We start from the raw sequence: 21477 nt of genomic DNA, 5'->3' as shown, positions 1-21477 counted from the left end.
ATCTAATCGCCCCGGGCAGCAAGCGCTCGCTGAATTTGCCTGATGATCTTGGCTCGACCGCGTTCGTCCGCCGCCGAGTTGACGGCCTCGCTCACGTCCAGCAAGAGCTTGGAGAGATCGTTGTGCCAATCAAGACGGCCGACACTCTCCGGCTTCAGCCTGCGGGCATGGTTGATCTCGATTGGCACGCAGCCCCCGGGACCCAATCGAAAGGCGTCATCAAGCTGCGGCTTGATGATCCTGCTCGCTGGAAAAGATCCCTTGAGGCGCTCTGCGAGGCCTGCAAGACCTTCCTCTTCGCCGTGGGTCAGGAACAGCGATTGCCCGATGGGGCCGCGAGCCATTATCCAGTCCAAGAGCTCGGCTGCATCCGCATGACCGGAATATAGATCGAACAGGGTAACGTTTGCCCTCACTTCGATTTCCTCACCCTGGATACGCACGCGCCGGGCGCCATCAAGCAATATTCTGCCCAGCGAACCCTGGACCTGATATCCAGCCATCATGACAGTGGCGTTCTTCCGCCAGAGGTTGGCCTTGAGATGGTGGCGTATGCGCCCCGCATCGCACATGCCGCTTGCTGCTATCACCACGAAGAAGCCTGTCAGGCGATTGATCGCCTTGCTCTGCTCGACTGTATCGGTGAACCGCAGCTCGGCTGAAATCAAGGCCTGGCGCAACACGTCGCCGTTCTCGATTTCATCGGCATGTCTCTGGAATATGGCGCTTGCTCGCGTTGCTAACGGCGAGTCGACGAATATCGGAGCCCTCGGAATCTCGCCGGTTTGCATGAGCAGATGAAGATCTACGAGCAACTCCTGCGTGCGCTCGACCGCGAAGGACGGAATGATCAGGGGACCGTTTGCTCGTGCAGCGCCGCGCACGATTTCGCCGAGCATCGTGCGTCGCCGATCAGGCGATACGTCGGGGCGATCCCGGTCACCGTAGGTTGCTTCGCAGACGAGATAGTCGACCCCGGAAGGGCCCTGCGGGTCGGTTTGGAGCAGCTTGTGCCCCGGACCTATGTCGCCCGAAAACACGATGCGCATCGGCGAGCGCCCACCTCCATCGATCTCCAGTTCGAAAGACGAGGAGCCGAGCAGATGGCCCGCATTCCAGAAGCGGACCCGTAGACCTTCGGCTACGGTCGTCCAGTCGCCATATTGCGCAACCCGAAACAGAGGCATGCACGCGACCGCATCCTCCTTGCGGTAGATCGGTTCAACCAGCGGCCTGCCGCGCTGGGCGTTGCGGCGATTGAGCTGGTCCACTTCCGTTTCCTGGATATGCGCGGCGTCCGGCAACATGACGGAGCAAAGATCAATCGTGGCGGCCGTTGCGTAGATCGGTCCGCGAAAGCCTTGCTTCACCAGCTTGGGCAGCAAACCGCTGTGGTCGATATGCGCGTGGGTGAGGATGACCGCGTCGATCGCATCCGGCGGAAACGGGAATGCGCCATAGTTCAGTTCCCGTTCGGATTTCGAACCCTGAAACAAACCGCAATCGATCAGGATCCGCCAATGTGGCGTTTCAATTTTGTAGCATGATCCTGTTACGCAATGCGTCGCGCCGTGGAAGCGCAAAACGGGATGCTGATCGTGATCCAAGATCGTACACCTAATGCGACATCAAGACCGGTAAACGCAAATCCGCTAGAAGCCTTCCGTAGCCCATCAAGCACAAAGTCTCGAAGTCGGGAATGACCCCATCCACCCATGACGAGGAGGCCGCCATCGATTTTGATGGCGGCTCCTGCAATGCAGCGCCAATCGGATTGTCGCCGGCATGGATCGACTCGACTCTGGCCGAGAGGCCCCATGCCCGTAGACTATACACAAGGCGATCGCCGATATCTTCGCGCGGCATTCGGTGCGACTTTCGATCCGGGCGGATCCAGGTAGGTCGGCAAAAAGACAGAGGCCATAAGTTGCATTGTCAGGTCTCTTTCCACGGCGAAGCGAACGGGTCAGACGCTTTTCTCGGCTTGGCTATCGCGGCTTCAGGCTTGACCTGCCTTGATGCACATCAATTCTGCCACCCGCTTCTTCTGCAATGCTTTAGAACAACGATTGAGCATGTAAATCCTTCTCTGGGCGTCAATGCAAAACGAGACATTAAGCCGGGTGGGCGTTGCGTTCGCGCCCGAATGCTTTCGCCGCACATTGGCCTGGCTTGCCGCTCTTTCGGCGTCCGACACAGCGGCTTCCCGCGACGCCAGGCGCAGCAATACTCGCGGGTAAGCTCGTCGGGCGACATCCCGCAAACACTCGCGCTTATTTGTACTGCCGACGATGCTCGGCGGTAAGCTGATTGATAATAGGGCCGGCGCAATACGATGAACGACGATCTGGAGACCCTCCAGCGGGAGACATTCGACTACTTCATTCATGAGGCAAACCCGGCCAACGGCCTTATTCGCGACAAGACCGAAGCCAACTGGCCGGCAAGCATCGCCGCTACCGGCCTTGCGCTAGGATGCTACCCAGTCGGGGTGAAGCGTGGCTTCATGAGTCGGAAGGCGGCAGTGGAGCGAACGCTAGCCACGCTGAGGTTCTTCTGGAACAGCCCTCAGGGTACAGAGCCGGACGCCACGGGACATCGAGGCTTTTACTATCATTTTCTCGACATCGAAACCGGCCGGCGGGCCTGGCGATGCGAACTATCGACCATCGACAGCACCCTGCTGCTGGCCGGAGCCTTGGCGGCTGGCGCATTCTTCGACCGGAAAACAAAGGTCGAAGCAGAAATCCGCACCTTGGCCGACGCGCTTTACCGTCGGGCCGACTGGCGCTGGGCGCTGAACAAAGGCAAGACGGTCACCCACGGCTGGACTCCCGAGACTGGCTTCCTGAAGTATCGGTGGAAGGGTTACGATGAGGCGCTTCTTCTGTACGTCCTGGGCCTTGGCTCACCGACCCATCCTCTGCCCTCAAGCAGTTACACGGCATGGAGCGCCACATTCCGATGGCTTCATGCGTACGGCCAAGACTATCTCTATGCGGGCCCGTTGTTCATCCATCAACTTTCGCACGTGTGGATCGATCTTCGGGGTCTGCAGGACACTTATATGCGCGACAAGAAGAGCGACTATTTCGAAAACAGCCGACGAGCCACTCTTGTCCAGCACCGCTACGCCCTGGAAAATCCACGCGGGTTTGATGGCTATGGAGAACATTGCTGGGGCATAACCGCCAGTGACGGCCCGGGGCCTTCCACGATCAAACTCAAAGGCATCGAACGTAGGTTCCTCGACTACGCCGCGCGTGGCGTCCCGTTTGGCCCCGACGATGGTACGCTCGCACCTTGGGCCGCCGTCACCTCGTTGCCGTTTGCCCCGGAAATCGTCCTGCCGACAATCGCCTTCTGGATCCATAAGGCCAAACTCAAGTCCACCAGAACCTACGGTTTTGCCTCGTCCTTTAATCCGACGCACCCGCAGGGCAAAGCCAAAGGGGCATTTGGCTGGTGGGTCTCGTCTTGGCATTTCGGGTTGGACGAAGGCCCCGTCGTATTGATGATTGAGAACGTACGCAGCGGGCTGATATGGCGATTGATGCGCTCATGCCCATACATACGCGAAGGCCTGCAGCGGGCAGGGTTCGAAGGTGGTTGGCTGGAGCAACTTCCGCACACCTCGCTGTCGGTTGAACGGTAACGTTTCGCCATCGTGACGACGGCAAAGGACCCGCAGGATAATACCGATGATGTTCCTCCCGGCGATTCAACGGGAGACCTTAAGCAACAAAGTCAGCAACCTGGTCCCAGGAGCCGACTGGCAGTTTTCGCGCCCAAAGCAGACCAACGCGGCCCCCGCCCAACTCCGTTCAAACATAGGAGGGCTTGATCGGCTGAGCATGAGGACCTAACGCTCATCCTGATCAGCGGCCGGACAACGGATACGCTCAATGATCCCTGTCGGAAGCCAGGCATTTCCCCGAACTGGTCGACGCGGGCGACGCGCCGCCGTGGTGGCCATCCTGGTCAACTGGCGGCAAGACCGGATGTCACCGACCAGGCTGTCTCGCCCCTCGTGTTGGGCAACCTGCGAACGCTTCCGTGATCATCGCCCGCTTTAGGCTCGCTGATCATCTCCGCCCGCCATCGACATTCCCCGCCTCCGGCCAACCCGTCGATCATAGCGTCGATCCGCCTTCAGATCATGATATGTGCGATATTGCGTGCCTGCAGCTTCCTGTCCGGCAATCCTGCCACCCCTACCAGGCACACCGCGGACCGCCGCTCGCCGCGTTGAGTTAGGTAGGGCAAAGACCTATCTAACGCTCATGGCTGCGCGTCGAAAAATCGAGCCGAACACAAAGCTGGTTGCAGAGTGGCCTCTGTCCCCAACTGCCACGCTTGGATCGTCGATCAGGGCGAGGGGTATCTTTCTTAAGATGCGTGCACGTCTACCGTCGGCGTCGAGAAAGCTCCTTCATATTGAGTCTAGAGTCCTCTCCCTGCGGCTGCCGGAGGGCTCGGATGCCGATGTCAAGGCGGCAAAGGCGATTGTTTCCAACGCAATGCAGGACGTCGAAGAACTTCCGGTGATCCCGCGTGAAGTTGAGGACATCCTTACAATTTCGTCCGGCGAGCGGCACCGTTGGCTGAAAGACGGCCGCTTGCAGAGCGCTGGGACCAGGAAGGTCAAACTCCGCGGGCGCGCCAGAAAGATTACTTTCCACGTCTTTGATCCACGCCACATCGAGGATGTGCTCGATCGCGATCTTGTCTCCGCCTGGCGGGAAGAAGACGCCGCGGTGGCGGTCGAGAACCGGAGGCGTGCCGCCGCAAAGGCAGCCGTGAAACGCGCGCAAAAGCGGGAGCGCGAGGCGGCGCGCGCAATCGACAGCAGTTGGGACGAGGATTCCCACTCCAAGCTGCACGGCTGGGAAGATTTTGAGGGCGAAGGGCTGCTGCGCTGACTGCGATCCTGCGTGATCGCGGGCTTTTCTGTTGGGGTTCAATCGGGGCGATTGCGGAACCGCTCTGCGATGGGCTCGTTTGCTCCCAGCCCGCTTACCACTATCAGCCCTTGATCTTGGATAACCCTCTTACCATCCGGCGAGCGGCTTCCAAGCAACCACCCCCGAATGCTGCGGCAACGAGGGCGAGGCCCCCTAGTAGTCACCACCATGCTCTCATGCTGGACGGGGCGCAAAAGGCTGGATGCCACGACCGTGAGCGGCCCGGCAGCCGCCGTCGGGTGTGCGGCATGCGATCGCCGGGCCTAACCGGGCAGTTGTGAGTCCAGCCGGCTAGTCGCATCATATGAGTGAAATCTAATGTTTCATCCTGCGAATAGGGGAGGCCGCGCACCTGACACATGGCGTGAGCTGATTAGCCCAACATGATCCGATTGGGGCTGAAGAGAGTCTGCACGAGATCGAATTGCCGAAGTGGCTTACAACGAACTCCAAGATACCTGACGATCTTCGTCCTTGATGGAGCCAATTAAGCCGGTGTCGTGGCAGTTCCTCATAGAGGGTCCATGGTTAGCACGTTGTGGCGTCCCGCTGGCAGCCGGTTCAAACGTCCTTCGTTCGGAGGGCGATTACTTTAGCATAAGCCGATATAACAATATCAGCCGGCGCCCTGTATCTAGTCCGTGCCCCCGCCGGTCAGGCCTGGCTCGTCGGCACCCCCCGCTTTCGAGCCGGGCCGCTCATCGATCGGCGGTTATCGATTTTGGGGCTGTTTATCGGTTTTGCCGGTCTTCGCGCACGACGTTGTAGAGAAGCAGTCCCGCCATCAAAGACACGATAGCGCCCACCATGTCGTGGCCGGTCAGCCCCGAATAATACACGAACGCAAATGCCAGCTCGGCCATAGTTCCACCTGGGTGCGATACCTGCTGAGAGAACCCTTAGAGTAAGCTAATGTTCCTGACGGTCAGCGCCAATGCGAGCAACATGGCTCCGACCGTTGTCTGGTCGGCCGCTCTCGCATTTCGGGTCGAGCCATTCGCGCAAGCGGGCTCGGGTTCCACGACGGCGGATTAGGCGCCCAACCGGGTACCGCTTGGCGGCCTTCGGAAGGGCCGGATTGCCTCCTGGACCAGCCTACCGGAATGCGCGTGACATCTGGTCGGTGAGCGGTTTCAGCAGATAAGACCAGACACTGCGCTGGCCTGTGCTTATATGAACCTCGGCCGGCATGCCGGGCTTGAGCACCTTCGCATCCCTCAGGCAACCGCTCTCGTTCTCGACGCTGATGCGTGCCGAGAAATAGGAGAGTTGGCGCTGCGGGTCCTTGATCAGGTCTGCGGAAATCCACTTCACCGTGCCCCGGCAGGCGGGTGTCGTGCCGGCATCAAAGGCCGGGAAACGGATCGAGACCGGTTGACCTGACCGAATGTCATCTACCCGCGCCGGAGGAATGAGCGCGTCCACGACAAGATTGTCCGCATCAGGTACAATCGTCATCAGCAGTTCCCCGGGAGCGATTACACCCCCGATCGTGTGGACGGTGGATTGCTGTATCGTTCCCGACTGGGGGGCGCGGATTTCAGTTTTGGCGAGCTCGTCCTGAGCCACGATCTTGCGTTCGTCGAGCTCGGTCCGTTTAGCTTCCGTTTCGCGCAGCTCCTTTGTCACTTCGCTGCGCCTTTGCTCGTCAAGCTGCAGAACCTGCAACTCGGTTTCGGTGATCTTGACCTGCGCTTCGGCGACGGCCGCCGCCAGCCGTCCGGACTCGCCTTTGGCCCGTGTCGCGTCCAATCTGACGTTGCTGAGCCTCTCCTTCGAAACCAGCTTCTTGGAGTAGAGGGCATCCACATCGGTGAGATCGCGGCCCAGCAAGGCTGCGGATTCATCCATCGCAGCCTGCTGCGCCTTCAGGCCTTCGAGCTGTCGCTGGATCTGCTCGGTCTGGCTGCGAAGGAGCGTTTTTTGGCCCGCCAATTCCGAAGCCCGCGTTTGGAGCAAGGCGCGTTCGCCATCGACCAGCGCCGCCACGCCTGGCTTGTCCATCTCCGCTTGCAGAGCGGCTGGAAGCTGCATTGTCGTCAGCCCCTGACGCTCGGCCTCCAACCGGGCAAGCCGTGCCGTGGCGCGGTCGAAATCCTCGCTAATGATGTCAAGGTTTGCCCGCGCCAGCGTATCATCCAGCCTGAGCAACACGTCGCCTGCCCGTACCTGATCGCCATCTTGCGCAAAGATGCCGCTGATCGTGCCGCCGGCCTGGTGCTGCACCTTCTTGGTGTTGGTTTCAACCACCACGGTCGCAGGGGCGATGACGGCACCGGCAATCTCGGTCAAGCCCAGCCATAGCCCTCCGCCAACCACAAGCAGGCAAGTCACAGCCAGGCCGAGAGCCAGGCTTGGGCCGAGGCTGCCGGGCGGCCTGAGCGCGCTCGCGCCCGCGGAGGACGAAGCAGCACCGAAGCCGGCATAGGAGCGCAGGTCCGCAAAGACGCGAGGCAGGACGTCACGCATGCCCGCTCACGCCTCTTTGGGTCGGAATGATCGGACGGTGGGTAGTGGGAACGGGTGGTCGCGCCATGCTCGCCAAGACCTCCTCGCGGGAGCCAAACGAGCGGACCATGCCGTTGGCCAGCACCAGGACCTGGTCAATGTTGGTGAGAGCGGACGGGCGGTGCGCGACAACAATCACGATGCCTCCGCGCTGACGCACTGCCAGAATCGCTCCGGCGAGCGCGGCGTCACCTTCGACGTCGAGGTTCGAGTTAGGCTCGTCCAGAACGACCAGAAACGGCTCGCCATAGAGCGCCCTGGCGAGGCCGATCAATTGTCTCTGGCCTGCCGACAAGGCCCTGCCTCCTTCGCCGATGCGCGTTTGGAAACCCTCCGGCAGATGCATGATCATCGAATAGACGCCCGCAGCTCTCGCGGCTGCGAGCACGCCTTTGGGGTCGCTCTTGCCGCCGAACCTCGATATGTTGTCCGCCACCGTTCCATCGAAAAGCTCTACGTCCTGCGGCAGATAGCCGATATGAGCGCCGAGCGAATGCGGCTCCCACTGATCGAGAGGGGCCCCGTCCAGCCTTACTTTGCCGTTGAGCGGCCTCCAGGCTCCGACCAAGGCCCGCACGAGCGTCGTCTTCCCGGAGCCGGTCGGGCCCACGATGGCCATGCCCGCGCCGCGGGACAATTGGAAACTCACGTCGAGCACGGTCGGCCTTGGCGTGCCGGGCGGCGCGACGGTCAACTTTTCGACCGTCAGCCGTGTTTGCGGCCGGGGCAATTCCATGGGTTCGACCGGGTCTTCGAACGAATTCAACATCCCCTTGAGCTGGAAATAGCTATGCCGGGTCGCCAGAAAGCCTTTCCAGTTCGCGATCGCCGCATCGACCGGAGCCAGCGCGCGGCCCAGCAATATCGATGATGCGATGATCACGCCGGGGGATGCTTCGCCGCCGATGACCAGATAAGCGCCGAGGCCCAGCACCGAAGACTGCAGTGCCATTCTCAGCGCTTTCGACAACGAACCGGTCCCTCCTATGATGTCGGAGAGCCGCTCCTGATGCGCCAGGTAGCTATGAACGATATCGCTCCAGCGCCCGGCCAATCTGGAGGAGAGGCCCATTGCGTGAACGACCTCCGCATTGCGGCGGCCGGACTCGGCAAGGGCGCGCTGCGAGATCATGGCTTCGGATGTCAGCCTGGCAGGCCCGCGACCGAAGATCTCCGCGACCGCGGTCAGCGCTACCACGACAACAGCGCCGATCGTCGCCAGCACGCCAAGCGACGGGTGCAGCAGATAGATGACCAGCAGATAGAACGGAATCCAGGGCGCGTCGAATATGACGGTCGGCCCAGATCCCGAAAGGAAGCCACGCAGGTTATCAAGGTCCCGCAAAGGATTTAGCCTGTCCGCCTCCCGTCCGGCCTTGAGCGGCAAAATCACCGATATCGCGAATGCCCTTTGGTGAAGGTTCCTGTAGAGCCGGCTGGCAATGCGGACCAAAAGGCGAAGCCGCACGAAGTCGAGCAGTCCGTAAGCCGCGTAAAGGCCCAGCATTCCAATCGTCAATCCGACAAGGGTCGGAACGCTCTGGGACGGCAGCACCCGATCATAGACCTGGAGCATATAGAGAGACCCGGTCAGCGCCAGGACGTTCGTCACCGCTGAGAAAAGCCCAACGCCAAACAGGCCCTGAGCGCAGTCCGACATTGCGATCCGCAAAAGGGAGGAGAATTCTTGCTTGGTCTTCATTGCCTTCCGATTCGAGCGGGTAACCGCGCGGCTTTGTTGGCGCTGCCCAAGATGGAGAATCTTGACTGCATGGATATGTCAGGTCCGAGCGGTTGCCGGACGTGAGGCGTAGCTAATGTAGCCTACTTTAATCCAAATGAAGCGAAATCGTGGCTCTGTCCCAAAATGAGGCAGTAAATCGGTGGAAAGCGGGGACAATGTCGGGAGAAAAGCTTTGTGATGCCTCTGCTGAGGAAGCAGGACCGGACTGAAAACATTGGGTTTTCTTGGACCACGCCAAGGGAGCGAGCGGGACGCGATCACTTATTTTGACCGGCGAAATCTGTATGTGATTTCTTTCTAATATACCTTTCGTCTAGGCAAGCGGTGCAGGGGGCTCGCCGAATTAAAAGAAAGAAGGAGCGCCTATGGCAACTCTCCATTATGCTGCGGGTGGATCTACCGCCGACGTGGCAGTTGCAGGATTCAATCTCGTCGACGTTCAGTATGTTTCGCAGGTAAACGCACTGCCTGACGGAATGAAGGCGTTGGTGTATCTCAACGCCCACGATGGCGCCACCTCGTCATTCATTGATCAAGTCACCCCCTTCCTTAATAATCCAAAGGTGTTCGGATTCTACCTCTGCGACGAGCCGGACCCGACCGGTCGCTGGCATCCGCTGACGACCGCGGCAAATCTCAAGGCTGAATCCGACTGGATTCATTCTCATTTCCCAGGCGCAAAGACCTTTATCTCGATGATGAACATGGGGTCCAACGCCAATCCGAGCTTCGCCAATAGCTACAATCCGGCGAACACGGGCATCGATTACTACGGGATGGGAGCCTACGTGATCCATTCCGATACGGGCAGCACTCCTGACTACTCCATGATCGATCGCTTGGTTGCAGCCGCGACTGCAGCAGGCATTCCGGCTGACCGTATCATCCCGGAATTCCAGGCTTTCGGCGGCGGGAATTGGGTAAGCGAAAGTGGCTCCGCCTTCGCTGTTCCGACCGCTGAGCAGGCGAAGGCTGTGTTTGATCATTGGGCCAAGCTGGTCCCATCGCCAGCATTCGACTATACCTATGCGTGGGGTTCACAGAACGGCGACACTGCGCTTCAGAACTCTCCGGAGTTGCAGGCGATCTTCCGCGAGCACAACACCAGCTCGACGTCGTCGATGCCCCCGACGACCACGGACCCGGCGACCACGGACCCGACACCGCTGCCAACCTCCGAGCCCACGCCGCCAACAAGTACAGACCCATTACACGTCGATCATATTATTCATGGCAGCAAGGGCAACGACACCTATCACGTCAACAATGCACATGACAAAATAATGGAAGGATCCACCGGCGGCTTCGACAAGGTGATGGCCTCTGTCAGCTATGCTCTGTCCGCCGGCTCGCACATCGAGCAGCTGTCCACCTCCCGCACCGGCGGCAAAGCTGCCATCGATCTGACCGGCAACGAGTTCGGCCAGACGATCCTCGGCAACAATGGCGACAACAAGCTGAACGGTGGCGGCGGGTCGGACCTGTTGAAGGGATACGGCGGCCACGATGCTTTCGTGTTCAACACAGCCCTTGGGCCGTACAATATCGACAGAATTGCCGACTTCAACGTTTCGCAAGACAAGATCTATCTGGACCATGCCGTGTTCGCTGGCCTTCAGAAGGGGCCTCTTAGTGCCGGCAGTTTCCACGCCGGCCACGGCGCACATGATGCGAACGACCACATCATCTACAACAGCACGACAGGAGCGCTCTCCTTCGACAGCGACGGGATCGGCGGCCATGCGCAGGTCCAGTTTGCGAGTCTCTCCCCACATCTGCACTTGGCCGAGAACTCCTTTCTTGTGATCTGACAAGCCGCCCAACCGATAGGAGCGTCGTCGCTCCTATCGGTCTGGCTGTGAAACCGGCCCACGCCGCTCCGAATGGCAAAACCAACCCAGCCTGGCTATTGAGGCTCTTCTCTGCGGCCCTCAGTTACCTGTCCCCGGGATCGACCTACTTCCCAATCCGATCAACTCCCGCGTGTGTCGATCGCTTGTCTCTCGCTCTTTTCTTGAGCTTGCCGGAACATTTTCCCGCGATCCAAGTTTCCGGCCTGGGACAAGCAGGCGGGAGGATGGCATGCCAAGCTACGAGGTCGAGGAGATATTCGCCGGAAAGGTGATTGTCTCGCACAAGATCGTTGCGCCAACGCCTTTCCGGGCCGCAAAGCTCGCAACCAATCGCGACGTTACCCTGCGAAACTCCGAGGTCCGGTGGATACGGGTCTTTGAAGAAGACCGACGGCACCGGGCGTTTGAATACACCGTCATTGAGCGACGGCAGGTTGGATCGCGCGCCGGGTCTTCATAGAGTCTCGGTGTCCGTACATGTGTTTGGGATCTCCTTCATCCGAGCCGTACCGCGGCTCCATCCGACGCTCGCTAGCGAAAATCCCTTTGGCCAGCATTGAAATGGTCTCAAGCGCTGCCCGCGAAGCTGCATTGGCCTTCGGCAAATATCGTCCTGGCCGCCGAACCGGTCGGTCTCTTCATTCGAACAGACGAGGACAAGTCTAGATGCCGCCCCTAGCTTTCATGGTCGACTGAACGCATTCCTCGCAAAGACAGCGGGCCATGAAAGACTATCCAAGTTCCAGTCACTTCACGCAGTTGGTGGACCGCAGTTTTCGGGGAGCGGCGAAATGAAGCCACACCTGGTCTGCGTCGGCGGCGAGGATCACGCGCTAAGAATTCCATTTCTGATGGAGATGCGCGAGAGAGGCTTTCGGGTCACGGCCGTCTCAAGTGGCGAGGAAGCTCCATTCCAGCGGCACGGCATAGCACACCGAAGCTATAGATTTGACCGCTTTGCGACCGGTGCCAGCAATGCAGGCATTGTCGGAAAACTTCGCAGACTGATATTGGAACAGCGTCCGGACATTGTCCAAAGTTTCGATACGAAGCCCAATCTTTTGACGCCGCTGGCGGTGCGCGGACGGGCGCCCGTCATTCGCACTATCAATGGGCTGGGCTGGACCTTCTCATCACTCCAGCCGCGCGCCTTGGCTCTTCGTCCGGTCTTTTGCTGCCTGCAATTGCTTGCGTCGTTCTGGACTGCCGCGACAGTCTTCCAAAACAGCGACGACCAGACATTTTTTGAGCGCTATGGGCTGATCGGACACGGGGAGAGTCTTCTTATTGGCGGATCCGGCATCGACGTCGGCGCGTTCGCGGCAGCGAGACGGCTTGGTCCATCGGCGGCAAGGTTGCGTCAGGAATTCGGGCTGCACTCGGCTGAAGTCGTTATGTTCGTTGGGCGGCTGACTCGTCAAAAAGGAATACCTACCCTTCTCGCGGCGATACCAAAAGTTGTCGCCAAAAGGCCCGATGCCCGCTTCGTCTTTGTGGGTCCGTGGCAATCCGAAGGCCCTTTTGCCGTCGACCCATCCGAATTTGAGCGTTTCCGGTCTCACGTCGTCCTATTGGGAGAACGGCAGGACGTTCCTGCTCTTCTGGGCATGGCGGACATATTCGCCTTCCCAACCGAATACCGCGAGGGAATTCCGCGTGTATTGCTGGAGGCAGGCCTCGCGGGATTGCCGATTGTTGCGTCCAGAATGCCCGGTTGTAGCGATTTCATCGAAGACGGATGGAACGGCTGTCTGGTCGCCCCGCGAGACCCTGATGCGCTCGCGGAGCGCATAATCGAGCTGCTGTCGGATCGACCCCTTGCGGCGGTTCTGGGCAACCGCTCCGCCGCCGTTGTCCGGGAGCGCTTTGCGCTTCCGTTGATAGTCGACCAGTACTGCGACCTGTACGATAAAACCACTAACGCCAGATCCCAGGACGGGTCTGTTCGGTCACGGCCCGGGACCGCGCCTCGGCGCGATCTCGCGGATCGCCGGTTGGGTGGCATGAGCGGATGACCCGGGACGCGCTCCTCGCCCTTGGCGCCGTAATGGCCGGTGCGACGCAGCTTAGCCTTCCGGGGTCATCCTTCGGCTATGGCGAACTGCTTCTGGCCCTGTGGATAATGCTGTCGCTCGGGCGAATACTCGCCGGCGGGCGTACCGTACTTACACCCGCCCTGACCAAACTCGCCGGCTTCTGGCTGGTGATGGCGGTCGCTTTGGCTTTCGGCACCATCGTCGCCTATTTCACCTCGATCCTATACGTAACCGGGCTGGTGCACGATACCGAAGCGTATCTTCTGCTGATCTGCATCACCTGCTTGGCTGCCGCAGAGCCTGACGCCGAGTATCATTTGCGTCGCAGCGCGTGGTGGTTGATTGCAATCGCGAACGTGACACTTGCCGTTCAGCTGGCTCAGGGCTGGGCGTGGCTCCCCCCTGCCAATATCGAGTCATGGTACTGGGATCGCTTTCGCGGCTGGTCGGAGAATCCCAATCAACTCGCGCTCTATTGCGCGATCTTTGGTACGCTGGCTTTGCATCTCGCGACCACTACTAGCAATGGTTGGGCCAGGTTCCTTGCCGTCGCCAGCGTGATCTTCACCTTCTACATTGGAAGGCTGACGAAGAGCGATGCCTATTTGTATACCAGCATTCTGACTTGCCTGACGTTCCTCGGGCTAGGAATCAGGACATGGCTCAAGACAGCCGGCAACAGGGTCAGTCTTTCACGGCAAGCCCTCCTTCTATTGCTGATCGGCAGTTTTCCGATGGCGGTCTCGATCACTCCCTACGTCCTGTCGGAGGCGAGCACCCTTGAAAACTTCGCCAAGAGCCTGACCAAGGACAACGGCGGCGAAGCGACAGCCGAAACCGCCGAACTCCGCTTGTATCTCTGGGATGCAGCGATGGAGAAAGGCGTGCAATCAGGATCGATGGGACTCGGTCCGGGTCCGCATGTCGACCGCCCGCCAACCTGGGAGAGGCAGTTTGATTTTCTGACACGACCCTTTGAAGCGCACAACACAGTACTCGATCTGTACACTCAAGGTGGTGTCATCTCGGTTCTGGCGCTGGCCTGGCTGGTCGGAACCGCCATCATGTCGGCGTGGCGCGCGAAGCTGGACGCGCTGGTGGCGCTCATGGTGTCCATCGTCATCTTCAGCATGCCGCATCTGATCATCCGCCACCCGATCGTGTGGTTTGCGCTGACCTTGTGCCTTGTTGCGGGCAGGCCTCGGGAGATCGCTCCGAGGCTGGAGCCCATAAAGGTTGTCTGATGTGCGGGATAGCTGGAATTCTTCTCACAAGTGCCGCCGCGAATACGAAGCCGCTCGAGGCAATAAGCCAGCTGACGTATGCGCTTCGGCACCGCGGGCCGGACGGCGAAGGACTCTGGACAGACCGTGAGGCGGGTATTGCATTGGGCCATCGGCGACTCGCGATCGTCGACCTCTCTGCAACAGGGCGTCAGCCCATGCGGTCCCCAGGTGGCCGGTATGTGACAACTTTCAATGGCGAGATCTACAATTTCAAGGACTTGAGGCGCGAACTTGAGGACGCGGGACATCAGTTTCGCGGCACAGGTGACACGGAAGTAATGCTGTGCGCCATCGAGACTTGGGGCATCGAGGCCGCCCTTAAGCGCTTTGCGGGGATGTTTGCGTTTGCGTTGTGGGACCTGAAGACCAGAACCCTACATCTCGCACGAGATCGGATGGGCAAAAAGCCGCTTTATGTCGCATTGGTGGGGCCTGCTCTTGTCTTTGCGTCCGAACTCAAGGCGATCCGGTGCTTTCCGACCTTTTCTCCGGAACTCGATCTTGATGCGACCGCTGCCATGCTTTCGAGAGGGTGGGTGCCGGACCAAAGATGCATCTGGCAGGGCGTGTTCAAGCTGCCTCCCGGCTCCCTGCTCTCGGTCAAACCCACCGATCTTGCCGAATCCGGTGGCGCCGACGCTCTTCGCCGGCAGGTTAAACAATGGTGGTCTCTGGCCGGGATCGCCGCCAAAGGCCGGGAGAACCAAGTCGTCGGCAGCGACGAGGATCTGATCGACGAACTGGACAGCCTGCTTCGGCTCGCCGTTCGCGAACGGATGATCGCTGACGTGCCGTTGGGTGGCTTTTTATCGGGTGGTGTCGACAGCTCCACTGTCGTGGCGCTGATGCAGGCCCAATCCAGAAGTCCGGTGCGCACATTCACGGTGGCCTTCGCCGAGGGTGGCTTCGACGAGGCCCCTTATGCGGCCGAAGTAGCAAGGCACCTGGGGACCAATCACACAGAACTTCACCTTTCACCGACCGCCGCACGCGAGGTCATTCCAGAATTGCCTCGTATCTGGGACGAGCCTTTCGCTGACGAATCGCAGATCCCAACGTTGCTGGTGGCACGGCTGGCCCGACAGCATGTGACCGTGGCGCTGTCGGGTGACGGTGGTGATGAATGCTTCGCGGGGTATGGTCGCCATTTCATGGCCGAGAGGCTGAAGCGGCAGCAGGGGCTGCCTATACAACTGCGCCGGGCGTTGGCGGCCGGGGCACGGTTGCTTGCCCGCGCGGTCCGCTACGACATCGTTGGAGACTTGCCGCTTTCGGCGAATGTGCGGCATGCGTTACGGAGCGACCGGCTCGATCGGCTTGCTCCGCTGCTCGCCGCAACCAGTGAAGACGAGCTGTATCAGAGGCTGACTGGATCGGCGACCGAATACCTCGCCTTGCAGAAGCTCCCCGCATCGAGCGACGGTACACCGCAGCTCGACGGGTTGCTGTCGCGCCTCTTGTACCACGACATGGCGGGCTACCTACCGGGCGACATACTGGTGAAGCTCGATCGTGCCACTATGGCCAATGGCCTCGAGGGACGGTGCCCACTGCTCGATCATCGGGTTGTCGAATTTGCGTGGCGCCTTCCTTCCAACCTGAAGGTTCGCGATGGGGGCGGCAAGTGGATCCTTCGTCACTTGCTGCATCGCTATCTTCCGGAGCGGCTGATCGACAGGCCGAAGCAAGGTTTCGATGTGCCCATTGCGGCCTGGCTGAGGGGCCCGCTGCGCATGTGGGCGAACGACCTTATCGCCGGCATGCGCAATTCCGGAGACCGCATATTCGACCTTGCGAAGGTGGATGCATGCTGGCGCGACCACCTCGAGGGCAAGCACGACCATTCGCGCGAGTTATGGCCGGCCCTCATGTTCCAGGGTTGGCACGAAGAGGCGAGCAGGTCGCCGGTCTCAGAAGCGGGGCTCTCTCAAGTGCCCGAACTTACAGGAGTATAAGATGGAAGGGTCCAAAGTTAGCCGCATCCATCTTCCGCATGCCACCGAAGTGCCTCCTCCCGTGCGCGAAATCAACCCTCGCATAAGACGGCCGCTGGAAGAGCAGATAGACACGCAAACGCCGCTCCATCAGCTCGTCACGACCCTGCAACGAAAAAAATGGTTCCTGCTTGCCATGATCCTCGCAGGCGGTGTCCTTGCCGCGGCTTTGGGTCTTGCGCGGCCAGCCTTGTACGAGGCCACTACACAGGTGCTCGTTGACGCGCCCAGCAGGGCGGCTCCGGCCGGCGGTTTGAGTTCCGCCCAGGATTTGCTGGAATCCAGCATTGACGACCATATAACCATGCTCTCGTCGCAGAGCCATCTGCGAAGCGTGGTGGCTGAGTTGCGCAAAGTCGATGCCGGCAATGTTGCTGGAGCCTCCGACGCCACACAACGAGCCGATGCCGCGACTGCAACCTCCCCTCCCGATCCAACTCGCGTCGAGCCACCGAAATTACGCTCGGCTCTAGACGGTCTGCTGACGAAAATCTGGCCTCGAAGCACGCCGGCGGATCCAGAGGCAGCTGAACTGAAGCTGCTGCGCGAGGGCATAAGGATTGGGCAGGAATTGAGGTCTCGAGTGATCAGCGTCGGCTTTACCGACAAGGACCCGGCGCGAGCCGCTCTTGTGGCCAACACGTTTGTCCAAGTATATATCGCCGATCTTGCAAGGAGAAATCAGGCTGCGGACGAACAGGAACTCGATTCAATAGTTGCAGGGTTACCGGCTATACGAGACAATCTTGCGGAAGCGACGGATCGTCTGGAAAAGTATCGGTTGAGCCATGGCGCAGTAGATCAAGGTGCGGCGGACAACGCGGCCAGAGAGGCAGCCGAACTCACCCAGCAGATCTCGATGTCCAAAGCTGACCTCGCCGCGCAGCAAACCCGTCTTCACCGCATTCAGGACCTTCGCAAGCAGAACGCGCCAATTGCATCGCTGGCCCAGGCAATCGGCACGCCTGAGTTGGCCGATCTTGCGACTCGCCAGGCCGGCGCGCCGGCGGACAAGGGCCCGAACAAAGCGATCGACAGTGCGGTAGAGCAAGGTCTCGCTCGTGTGGTTGCTGAGGTCGACATCTATCGCGCTCAAGTCGAGGCCCTTGAAGATCGCAAGAAAGTTCTCGATGCGGTTGTGGCCGATACAGCCGGTCGGCTCTCCGGATTGCGAGCGCTCGAGCCGCAGGTGAGCATCTTGACGCAGCGATACAATGACCTGTTGAGCCGTCAGCAGGATCTGGAGCGGCGGATTGCAAATCCATCCCCCGGTGTCGGAATTCTTTCCGCGGCGTGGCCGCCTGTCAACCCAACAACCCTCCCGCCGATTTTCCTCGTTCCGCCGGGCATGATCGTGTTCGGCCTGATCGGAGGAATTCTCTTGCTTCTCCGCCGACACTTCGATCGCACTTTGCGCGGCGAGGCTGAAGCCGAAGCTGCACTCGGGGTTCCGTGCCTGGCGCTCATCCCGCAGGCTGCCAACACGCACGCCAAGCGGCTGAAGCAGCTGGTGCTAGGCCAGCAGGAGTCCGGATACAGCCGTGCCGTCACGTCGCTGCTTGTAGCAGCGGCACCAAGTCAATTGAGCGCTCGCTCCTCGCAGATCATGCTTGTGACGTCCAGCACGCCCGAGGATGGGGCAACCGAGCTCGCCTGGAGCTTGGCGTTGGTTGCGACGCGTCTGGGCGGCCGGGTCCTCGTGGTCGATCTCGAACCCAAGGGCGCTCGACTCACCCTTGAGTTTCTGAACCAGTATGGTGGGTCTAAGGCTCGCCATTCCTTCGCGGACTATGTTTGCGACCGGTGCACCTTGGGGGATGCTATCACCGGAATACCTGAAGTAGGCATCGACCTGATGACCCTCGGCCCTTCCGAGGATCTGCTGACCCTGTTGTCGCGCGGAAACGGGTCCGAAGTTATGGAGGATCTACACTCGGTTTATAGCGTCGTCATCTTGAATGGCCCATCGGGGCTTGGCAGGCCGGAAGCCAGGTTCCTCACCGAATGGGCGGACGTGGTGCTTTTCGCCGTCCGGTGGGCCAAGACGCGACGCCATGTCGCTCGCGGTGTGTTGGAAATGCTTCAGGGGGATGGTTCTGTTCCGGTGCCCGTCGGGAGCGTTCTCACGCGGGTGAATCTCAGAAAGCATGCCGGATACCGGCTCGGCGACAGCGCCGATCTCCTGCGGGAGAAAGTGACTTGAGGACCGCAGGCTCGTGCTCTGGCCATGCCAACGAGAGTATCGCCAGCTCTTTGCGAGCACCTCCAGCGTGCCTTCGGCCGTTCGCACCACGGCGGCTTTAGTCAGAGCAGATAGAACAATATCAGCCAGCACCCGAGAGGGATGCCGTGTCGAATAAAGCAAATGGCCCGTCACAGGGTCTGCCGCATTTGTCCTACCTGGACGGTTGGCGGGCCGTAGCAGTCATGGGTGTCTTGCTGGATCACTATCTCGCATCCCGCTTTATTAATCCAGGCCGCTTTGGTGTGGAGATGTTCTTCGTTCTCAGTGGACTGCTGATGTCAGACATCCTGTTTGTGAGACAGATGGTCCTGCCGAAATTCTTTGGTCGGCGGATAGCGCGTGTCTACCCCGCCCTCTTTGCGTTCCTGTCTGCGATGGCGGTGGCCGGTGGCGCCGGCCTTTGGCCAGCAGACTGGCAACATCTGCTCAGCGCATCGACGTTTACCTACAACTACTATGTGCTCGAGGCTGGGCGCACCGCTTTCCTCGACCACATATGGTCGCTATGCGTCGAAGAGCACACCTACGTGATCCTGGCGGCCATTGCCGCGATTAGCGGCAGGTCCCAGGTGACCGGGGGCATCCTGTGTCTGTCGCTTGCGGCGCTTGCATGGAGCGACGGCGCTATCCGAACGATGCTTGGCGGGGGCTACTACGATGTCTACTGGCGTACCGACGTACGTGCCGCCTCAATCCTGATGGCCGCCGGTGTCTATCTTTTGTTCCGGTCATATAAGGTACCGTCCTGGGCGCCGATTGCCCTCGGGGTTACCGCAGTCCTTTTCAACGTCGAACTCGTTCCCGACCCGCTCAAATACGGGGTGGGAAGTGTCCTTCTTGCCCTGACCTTGGTCTATCTCGGACAAGCCTACGCCGCCTTCCTCCGCCTGCTCGGTTCGAAACCCCTGGCATCTGTCGGCATGCTGTCTTTCTCATTGTATCTGTGGCAGCAACCCTTTGCTCAGTTTCCGGGGATAGCTGGAAGGCTTCTCGGTCTTGGGGCCGCCATCGCACTGTCGGTGTTGAGTTACTTTGTAGTCGAACGACCGGCGCGTCGCTATATCAACAACCAGCTCGAACGCTTGGGATCGGCTTCGGTGCTTCGTCCTGCTGACGTTTGATGGCTTTGCTGTTCAGGGCGGGCGGCCGGTGACAAAAGGCCGTTTCAAGCGTTCCTTGGTTCGCCTGGCGAAAGGCATTAGAACAGCTGGCACGACGCCCGTTCATTGCAGGCTAGCTTGATGGCTCGGTGGCTCGGCGAGAACGCCTGGTCCCATCGGTGAGGAGACTTTGTCGATCCTCGCCCAGAGCGCGTTCCCGCCCAACGTCGATGCGTTGCTGACCGCATATGTCCATGCCGGTAGCCGTGATGGCGAAATCGCCAAGGCGGTCAAGCCTTGCGCGATCTGTTGAGCTCTGCTTCGGGGCAGGGCGCGGACGAACTCAGTTAGGCTGCCAGGCTTTTCTCCCTTACGCAGATAGCTGTTTACGATGTCATGTTTGAGGAAACTAAGCAGAGTGAATGGTTCCCGCTCACATTTGGCCAGTTGCAAGCCGTGCCGCCGGCAAATCGCATCGAACGCTTGTCTCGTCCATCGACCGATGTGATTGGGTGGCATGTCTATGAGGGATCCATGAGACTCCATATAGTAGGTTCTGTTTTCGTTTGGTACGGCAATGAAGACAGACCCATGCGGTCTAAGCAGAAACTTCAATCGAGAGAAAACATCGTCCACATTGTCCATGTGCTCGAAGACCTGAAACAGGCATATGAAGTCGAACGACTCTTCCAGTCTATCGAAATTCTCTCCGCGAATATCGCATGAAAACGTCTTGAAGCCCTTGGATGACAATACAGACTGCGACGTTTCGTTATAATCGACTGCGGAGATATCCGAAATCTTGAAGAATTTATTTTTGACACAATCGAGAAAGTACCCGAAACCGGCGCCCACGTCGATGACAGTTTTTCCGTCAGTCCTCAAGCCCGCGAGTTCTTCGATGGTTCTTGCATATTCCCATCTCATGGTTGGATAGGAAGGACTCGCCCAGGCCAGGTTGTAAAATTCGACGCCGCCCGCGACGAAGGGATCTGCGAAACCGAATCCGCAATCTGCGCATCTTCGGATATCGCAGGTGGCGCTGTCCCAGAGATCCGACAAGTGGCTCTTCAGGTTTCGAAAGCGCTCCGGGTCTTGTCGCGGATTGAGGAAGTGTCGAGAGGCCTCGTCGGCTGTCACTTGGAACAATTTCGCAGTCGATTTGCTGCGACACGCCGGACAGATGGTCATCACGCTCGTCCCTAAAGCCTGACCGAATGAACGTGCGATTTCGAACTGCCGCAAGCTTATGGCGGGCACCGATCGTCACCATCATCCATCTGAATGACATCGCGGAGCGGTGGCGCAATAAATCTCCACGCCGCGAGACGGTAAATCCCGGAGTTTGAGAGCCGCGCCTTCCGACGGCTCACCTCACGTAGGGCAGCAATCCAGCCGCCAATCCTGTCATTCAGATGGATGATGGTGACGGTCGAAGCCCATCGTAAGTTCCCTAGGCCGCGAAGATCATGCCTCTTGGAGGCGCGAACTCATGTCAGATAGGGCCAGCGACGTTCTGAGATCCGACATGGTTCGCCGGGTCGAGAGCACAATCATCAACGTGTCGCTGAGCCCGACTGGCCATGGCGGCATGCTTCCAACATACCCAGGATCCGCGCAAACAGGGTGCGCCAATCGCCTCGCTTGCCGAAATCATAGATACTCCGACCCGGCCGGTCCTGCGGCTCGCGAGGCTAGCGCGCCGGCGGAGACGGATCGCAGCGCGACGATCGAAAACGAGATCCAG

15 protein-coding genes are annotated in these 21477 nt (G+C 59.7%); 9 read left to right on the top strand and 6 right to left on the bottom strand.

The genetic code is table 11. The features are described from left to right. Window positions 1-2: 2 nt before the first annotated feature. Together P9272_RS08230 and P9272_RS08225 are read right to left on the bottom strand one after the other, a co-directional pair. On the bottom strand, window positions 3-1607 hold the full coding sequence (locus P9272_RS08230; protein ID WP_278160126.1) for an MBL fold metallo-hydrolase: 1605 nt from the start codon (window positions 1605-1607) through the stop codon (window positions 3-5). A 392-nt stretch (window positions 1608-1999) separates the two neighbouring features. Then, window positions 2000-2197 carry a hypothetical protein gene (locus P9272_RS08225; RefSeq protein ID WP_278160125.1) on the bottom strand — a complete coding sequence of 66 codons (198 nt, stop codon included), beginning with the start codon at window positions 2195-2197 and terminating at the stop codon, window positions 2000-2002. Window positions 2198-2335: 138 nt separating this feature from the next. Between P9272_RS08225 and P9272_RS08220 the strand changes: the two genes are divergently transcribed. Then, on the top strand, window positions 2336-3655 hold the full coding sequence (locus P9272_RS08220) for a glucoamylase family protein (protein WP_278160124.1): 1320 nt from the start codon (window positions 2336-2338) through the stop codon (window positions 3653-3655). Between the two features lie 628 nt (window positions 3656-4283). After that, window positions 4284-4922 (top strand): hypothetical protein, encoded by a 639-nt coding sequence (locus P9272_RS08215; protein WP_278160123.1) that lies wholly within the window; start codon window positions 4284-4286, stop codon window positions 4920-4922. Between the two features lie 773 nt (window positions 4923-5695). On the opposite strand, the gene P9272_RS08210 is transcribed toward P9272_RS08215, so the two are convergent. The 3 genes from P9272_RS08210 to P9272_RS08200 form a co-directional block, all read right to left on the bottom strand. Further along, on the bottom strand, window positions 5696-5827 hold the full coding sequence (locus P9272_RS08210; protein ID WP_278160122.1) for a hypothetical protein: 132 nt from the start codon (window positions 5825-5827) through the stop codon (window positions 5696-5698). A 232-nt stretch (window positions 5828-6059) separates the two neighbouring features. Continuing rightward, on the bottom strand, window positions 6060-7433 hold the full coding sequence (locus P9272_RS08205; RefSeq protein ID WP_278160121.1) for an HlyD family type I secretion periplasmic adaptor subunit: 1374 nt from the start codon (window positions 7431-7433) through the stop codon (window positions 6060-6062). Beyond that, entirely contained in the window at window positions 7426-9174 is a 1749-nt protein-coding gene (locus tag P9272_RS08200) for a type I secretion system permease/ATPase (RefSeq protein WP_278160120.1), read from the bottom strand. The genes P9272_RS08205 and P9272_RS08200 overlap by 8 nt, the downstream gene beginning before the upstream one ends. A 407-nt stretch (window positions 9175-9581) precedes the next feature. On the opposite strand from P9272_RS08200, the gene P9272_RS08195 reads away from it, so the two are divergent. From P9272_RS08195 to P9272_RS08165, 7 genes are all read left to right on the top strand, one after another. Next, a complete protein-coding gene (locus P9272_RS08195) occupies window positions 9582-11027 on the top strand; it encodes a calcium-binding protein (protein WP_128256589.1) in 1446 nt (481 codons plus the stop codon). Window positions 11028-11298: 271 nt separating this feature from the next. Next, on the top strand, window positions 11299-11529 hold the full coding sequence (locus P9272_RS08190) for a hypothetical protein (protein WP_128256588.1): 231 nt from the start codon (window positions 11299-11301) through the stop codon (window positions 11527-11529). A 331-nt stretch (window positions 11530-11860) separates the two neighbouring features. Next, window positions 11861-13084 carry a glycosyltransferase family 4 protein gene (locus P9272_RS08185; protein ID WP_278160119.1) on the top strand — a complete coding sequence of 408 codons (1224 nt, stop codon included), beginning with the start codon at window positions 11861-11863 and terminating at the stop codon, window positions 13082-13084. Then, on the top strand, window positions 13081-14349 hold the full coding sequence (locus tag P9272_RS08180) for an O-antigen ligase family protein (RefSeq protein ID WP_278160118.1): 1269 nt from the start codon (window positions 13081-13083) through the stop codon (window positions 14347-14349). Before P9272_RS08185 ends, P9272_RS08180 begins: the two co-directional genes overlap by 4 nt. After that, window positions 14349-16346 carry an asparagine synthase (glutamine-hydrolyzing) gene (gene asnB / locus P9272_RS08175; RefSeq protein WP_278160117.1) on the top strand — a complete coding sequence of 666 codons (1998 nt, stop codon included), beginning with the start codon at window positions 14349-14351 and terminating at the stop codon, window positions 16344-16346. Before P9272_RS08180 ends, asnB begins: the two co-directional genes overlap by 1 nt. A gap of 1 nt (window position 16347) precedes the next feature. Then, window positions 16348-18588, top strand: coding sequence for an exopolysaccharide transport family protein (locus tag P9272_RS08170; protein ID WP_278160116.1), 2241 nt, complete (start codon window positions 16348-16350; stop codon window positions 18586-18588). Window positions 18589-18734: 146 nt separating this feature from the next. Beyond that, entirely contained in the window at window positions 18735-19751 is a 1017-nt protein-coding gene (locus P9272_RS08165) for an acyltransferase (RefSeq protein ID WP_278160115.1), read from the top strand. Window positions 19752-19853: 102 nt separating this feature from the next. Here the strand turns inward: P9272_RS08165 and P9272_RS08160 are convergent, their stop codons facing one another. Next, a complete protein-coding gene (locus P9272_RS08160) occupies window positions 19854-20921 on the bottom strand; it encodes a class I SAM-dependent methyltransferase (protein WP_278160114.1) in 1068 nt (355 codons plus the stop codon). Window positions 20922-21477 lie beyond the last annotated feature (556 nt).

This window comes from Mesorhizobium sp. WSM4976 (genome assembly GCF_029625685.1).
Taxonomy (GTDB): Bacteria; Pseudomonadota; Alphaproteobacteria; order Rhizobiales; family Rhizobiaceae; genus Mesorhizobium.
Note: the sequence above shows the minus strand (reverse complement) of the source record. Positions and strands in the feature narration are given on the sequence as shown.

Bases quoted from the DNA above. Each gene is read 5' to 3' on its own strand.
- P9272_RS08220 (WP_278160124.1), top strand. From the start codon at position 2,336: ATGAACGACGATCTGGAGACCCTCCAGCGGGAGACATTCGACTACTTC.
- P9272_RS08170 (WP_278160116.1), top strand. From the start codon at position 16,348: ATGGAAGGGTCCAAAGTTAGCCGCATCCATCTTCCGCATGCCACCGAA.
- asnB (WP_278160117.1), top strand. From the start codon at position 14,349: ATGTGCGGGATAGCTGGAATTCTTCTCACAAGTGCCGCCGCGAATACG.
- P9272_RS08195 (WP_128256589.1), top strand. From the start codon at position 9,582: ATGGCAACTCTCCATTATGCTGCGGGTGGATCTACCGCCGACGTGGCA.
- P9272_RS08185 (WP_278160119.1), top strand. From the start codon at position 11,861: ATGAAGCCACACCTGGTCTGCGTCGGCGGCGAGGATCACGCGCTAAGA.
- P9272_RS08205 (WP_278160121.1), bottom strand. From the start codon at position 7,433: ATGCGTGACGTCCTGCCTCGCGTCTTTGCGGACCTGCGCTCCTATGCC.
- P9272_RS08210 (WP_278160122.1), bottom strand. From the start codon at position 5,827: ATGGCCGAGCTGGCATTTGCGTTCGTGTATTATTCGGGGCTGACCGGC.
- P9272_RS08190 (WP_128256588.1), top strand. From the start codon at position 11,299: ATGCCAAGCTACGAGGTCGAGGAGATATTCGCCGGAAAGGTGATTGTC.
- P9272_RS08180 (WP_278160118.1), top strand. From the start codon at position 13,081: ATGACCCGGGACGCGCTCCTCGCCCTTGGCGCCGTAATGGCCGGTGCG.
- P9272_RS08160 (WP_278160114.1), bottom strand. From the start codon at position 20,921: ATGACCATCTGTCCGGCGTGTCGCAGCAAATCGACTGCGAAATTGTTC.
- P9272_RS08215 (WP_278160123.1), top strand. From the start codon at position 4,284: ATGGCTGCGCGTCGAAAAATCGAGCCGAACACAAAGCTGGTTGCAGAG.
- P9272_RS08200 (WP_278160120.1), bottom strand. From the start codon at position 9,174: ATGAAGACCAAGCAAGAATTCTCCTCCCTTTTGCGGATCGCAATGTCG.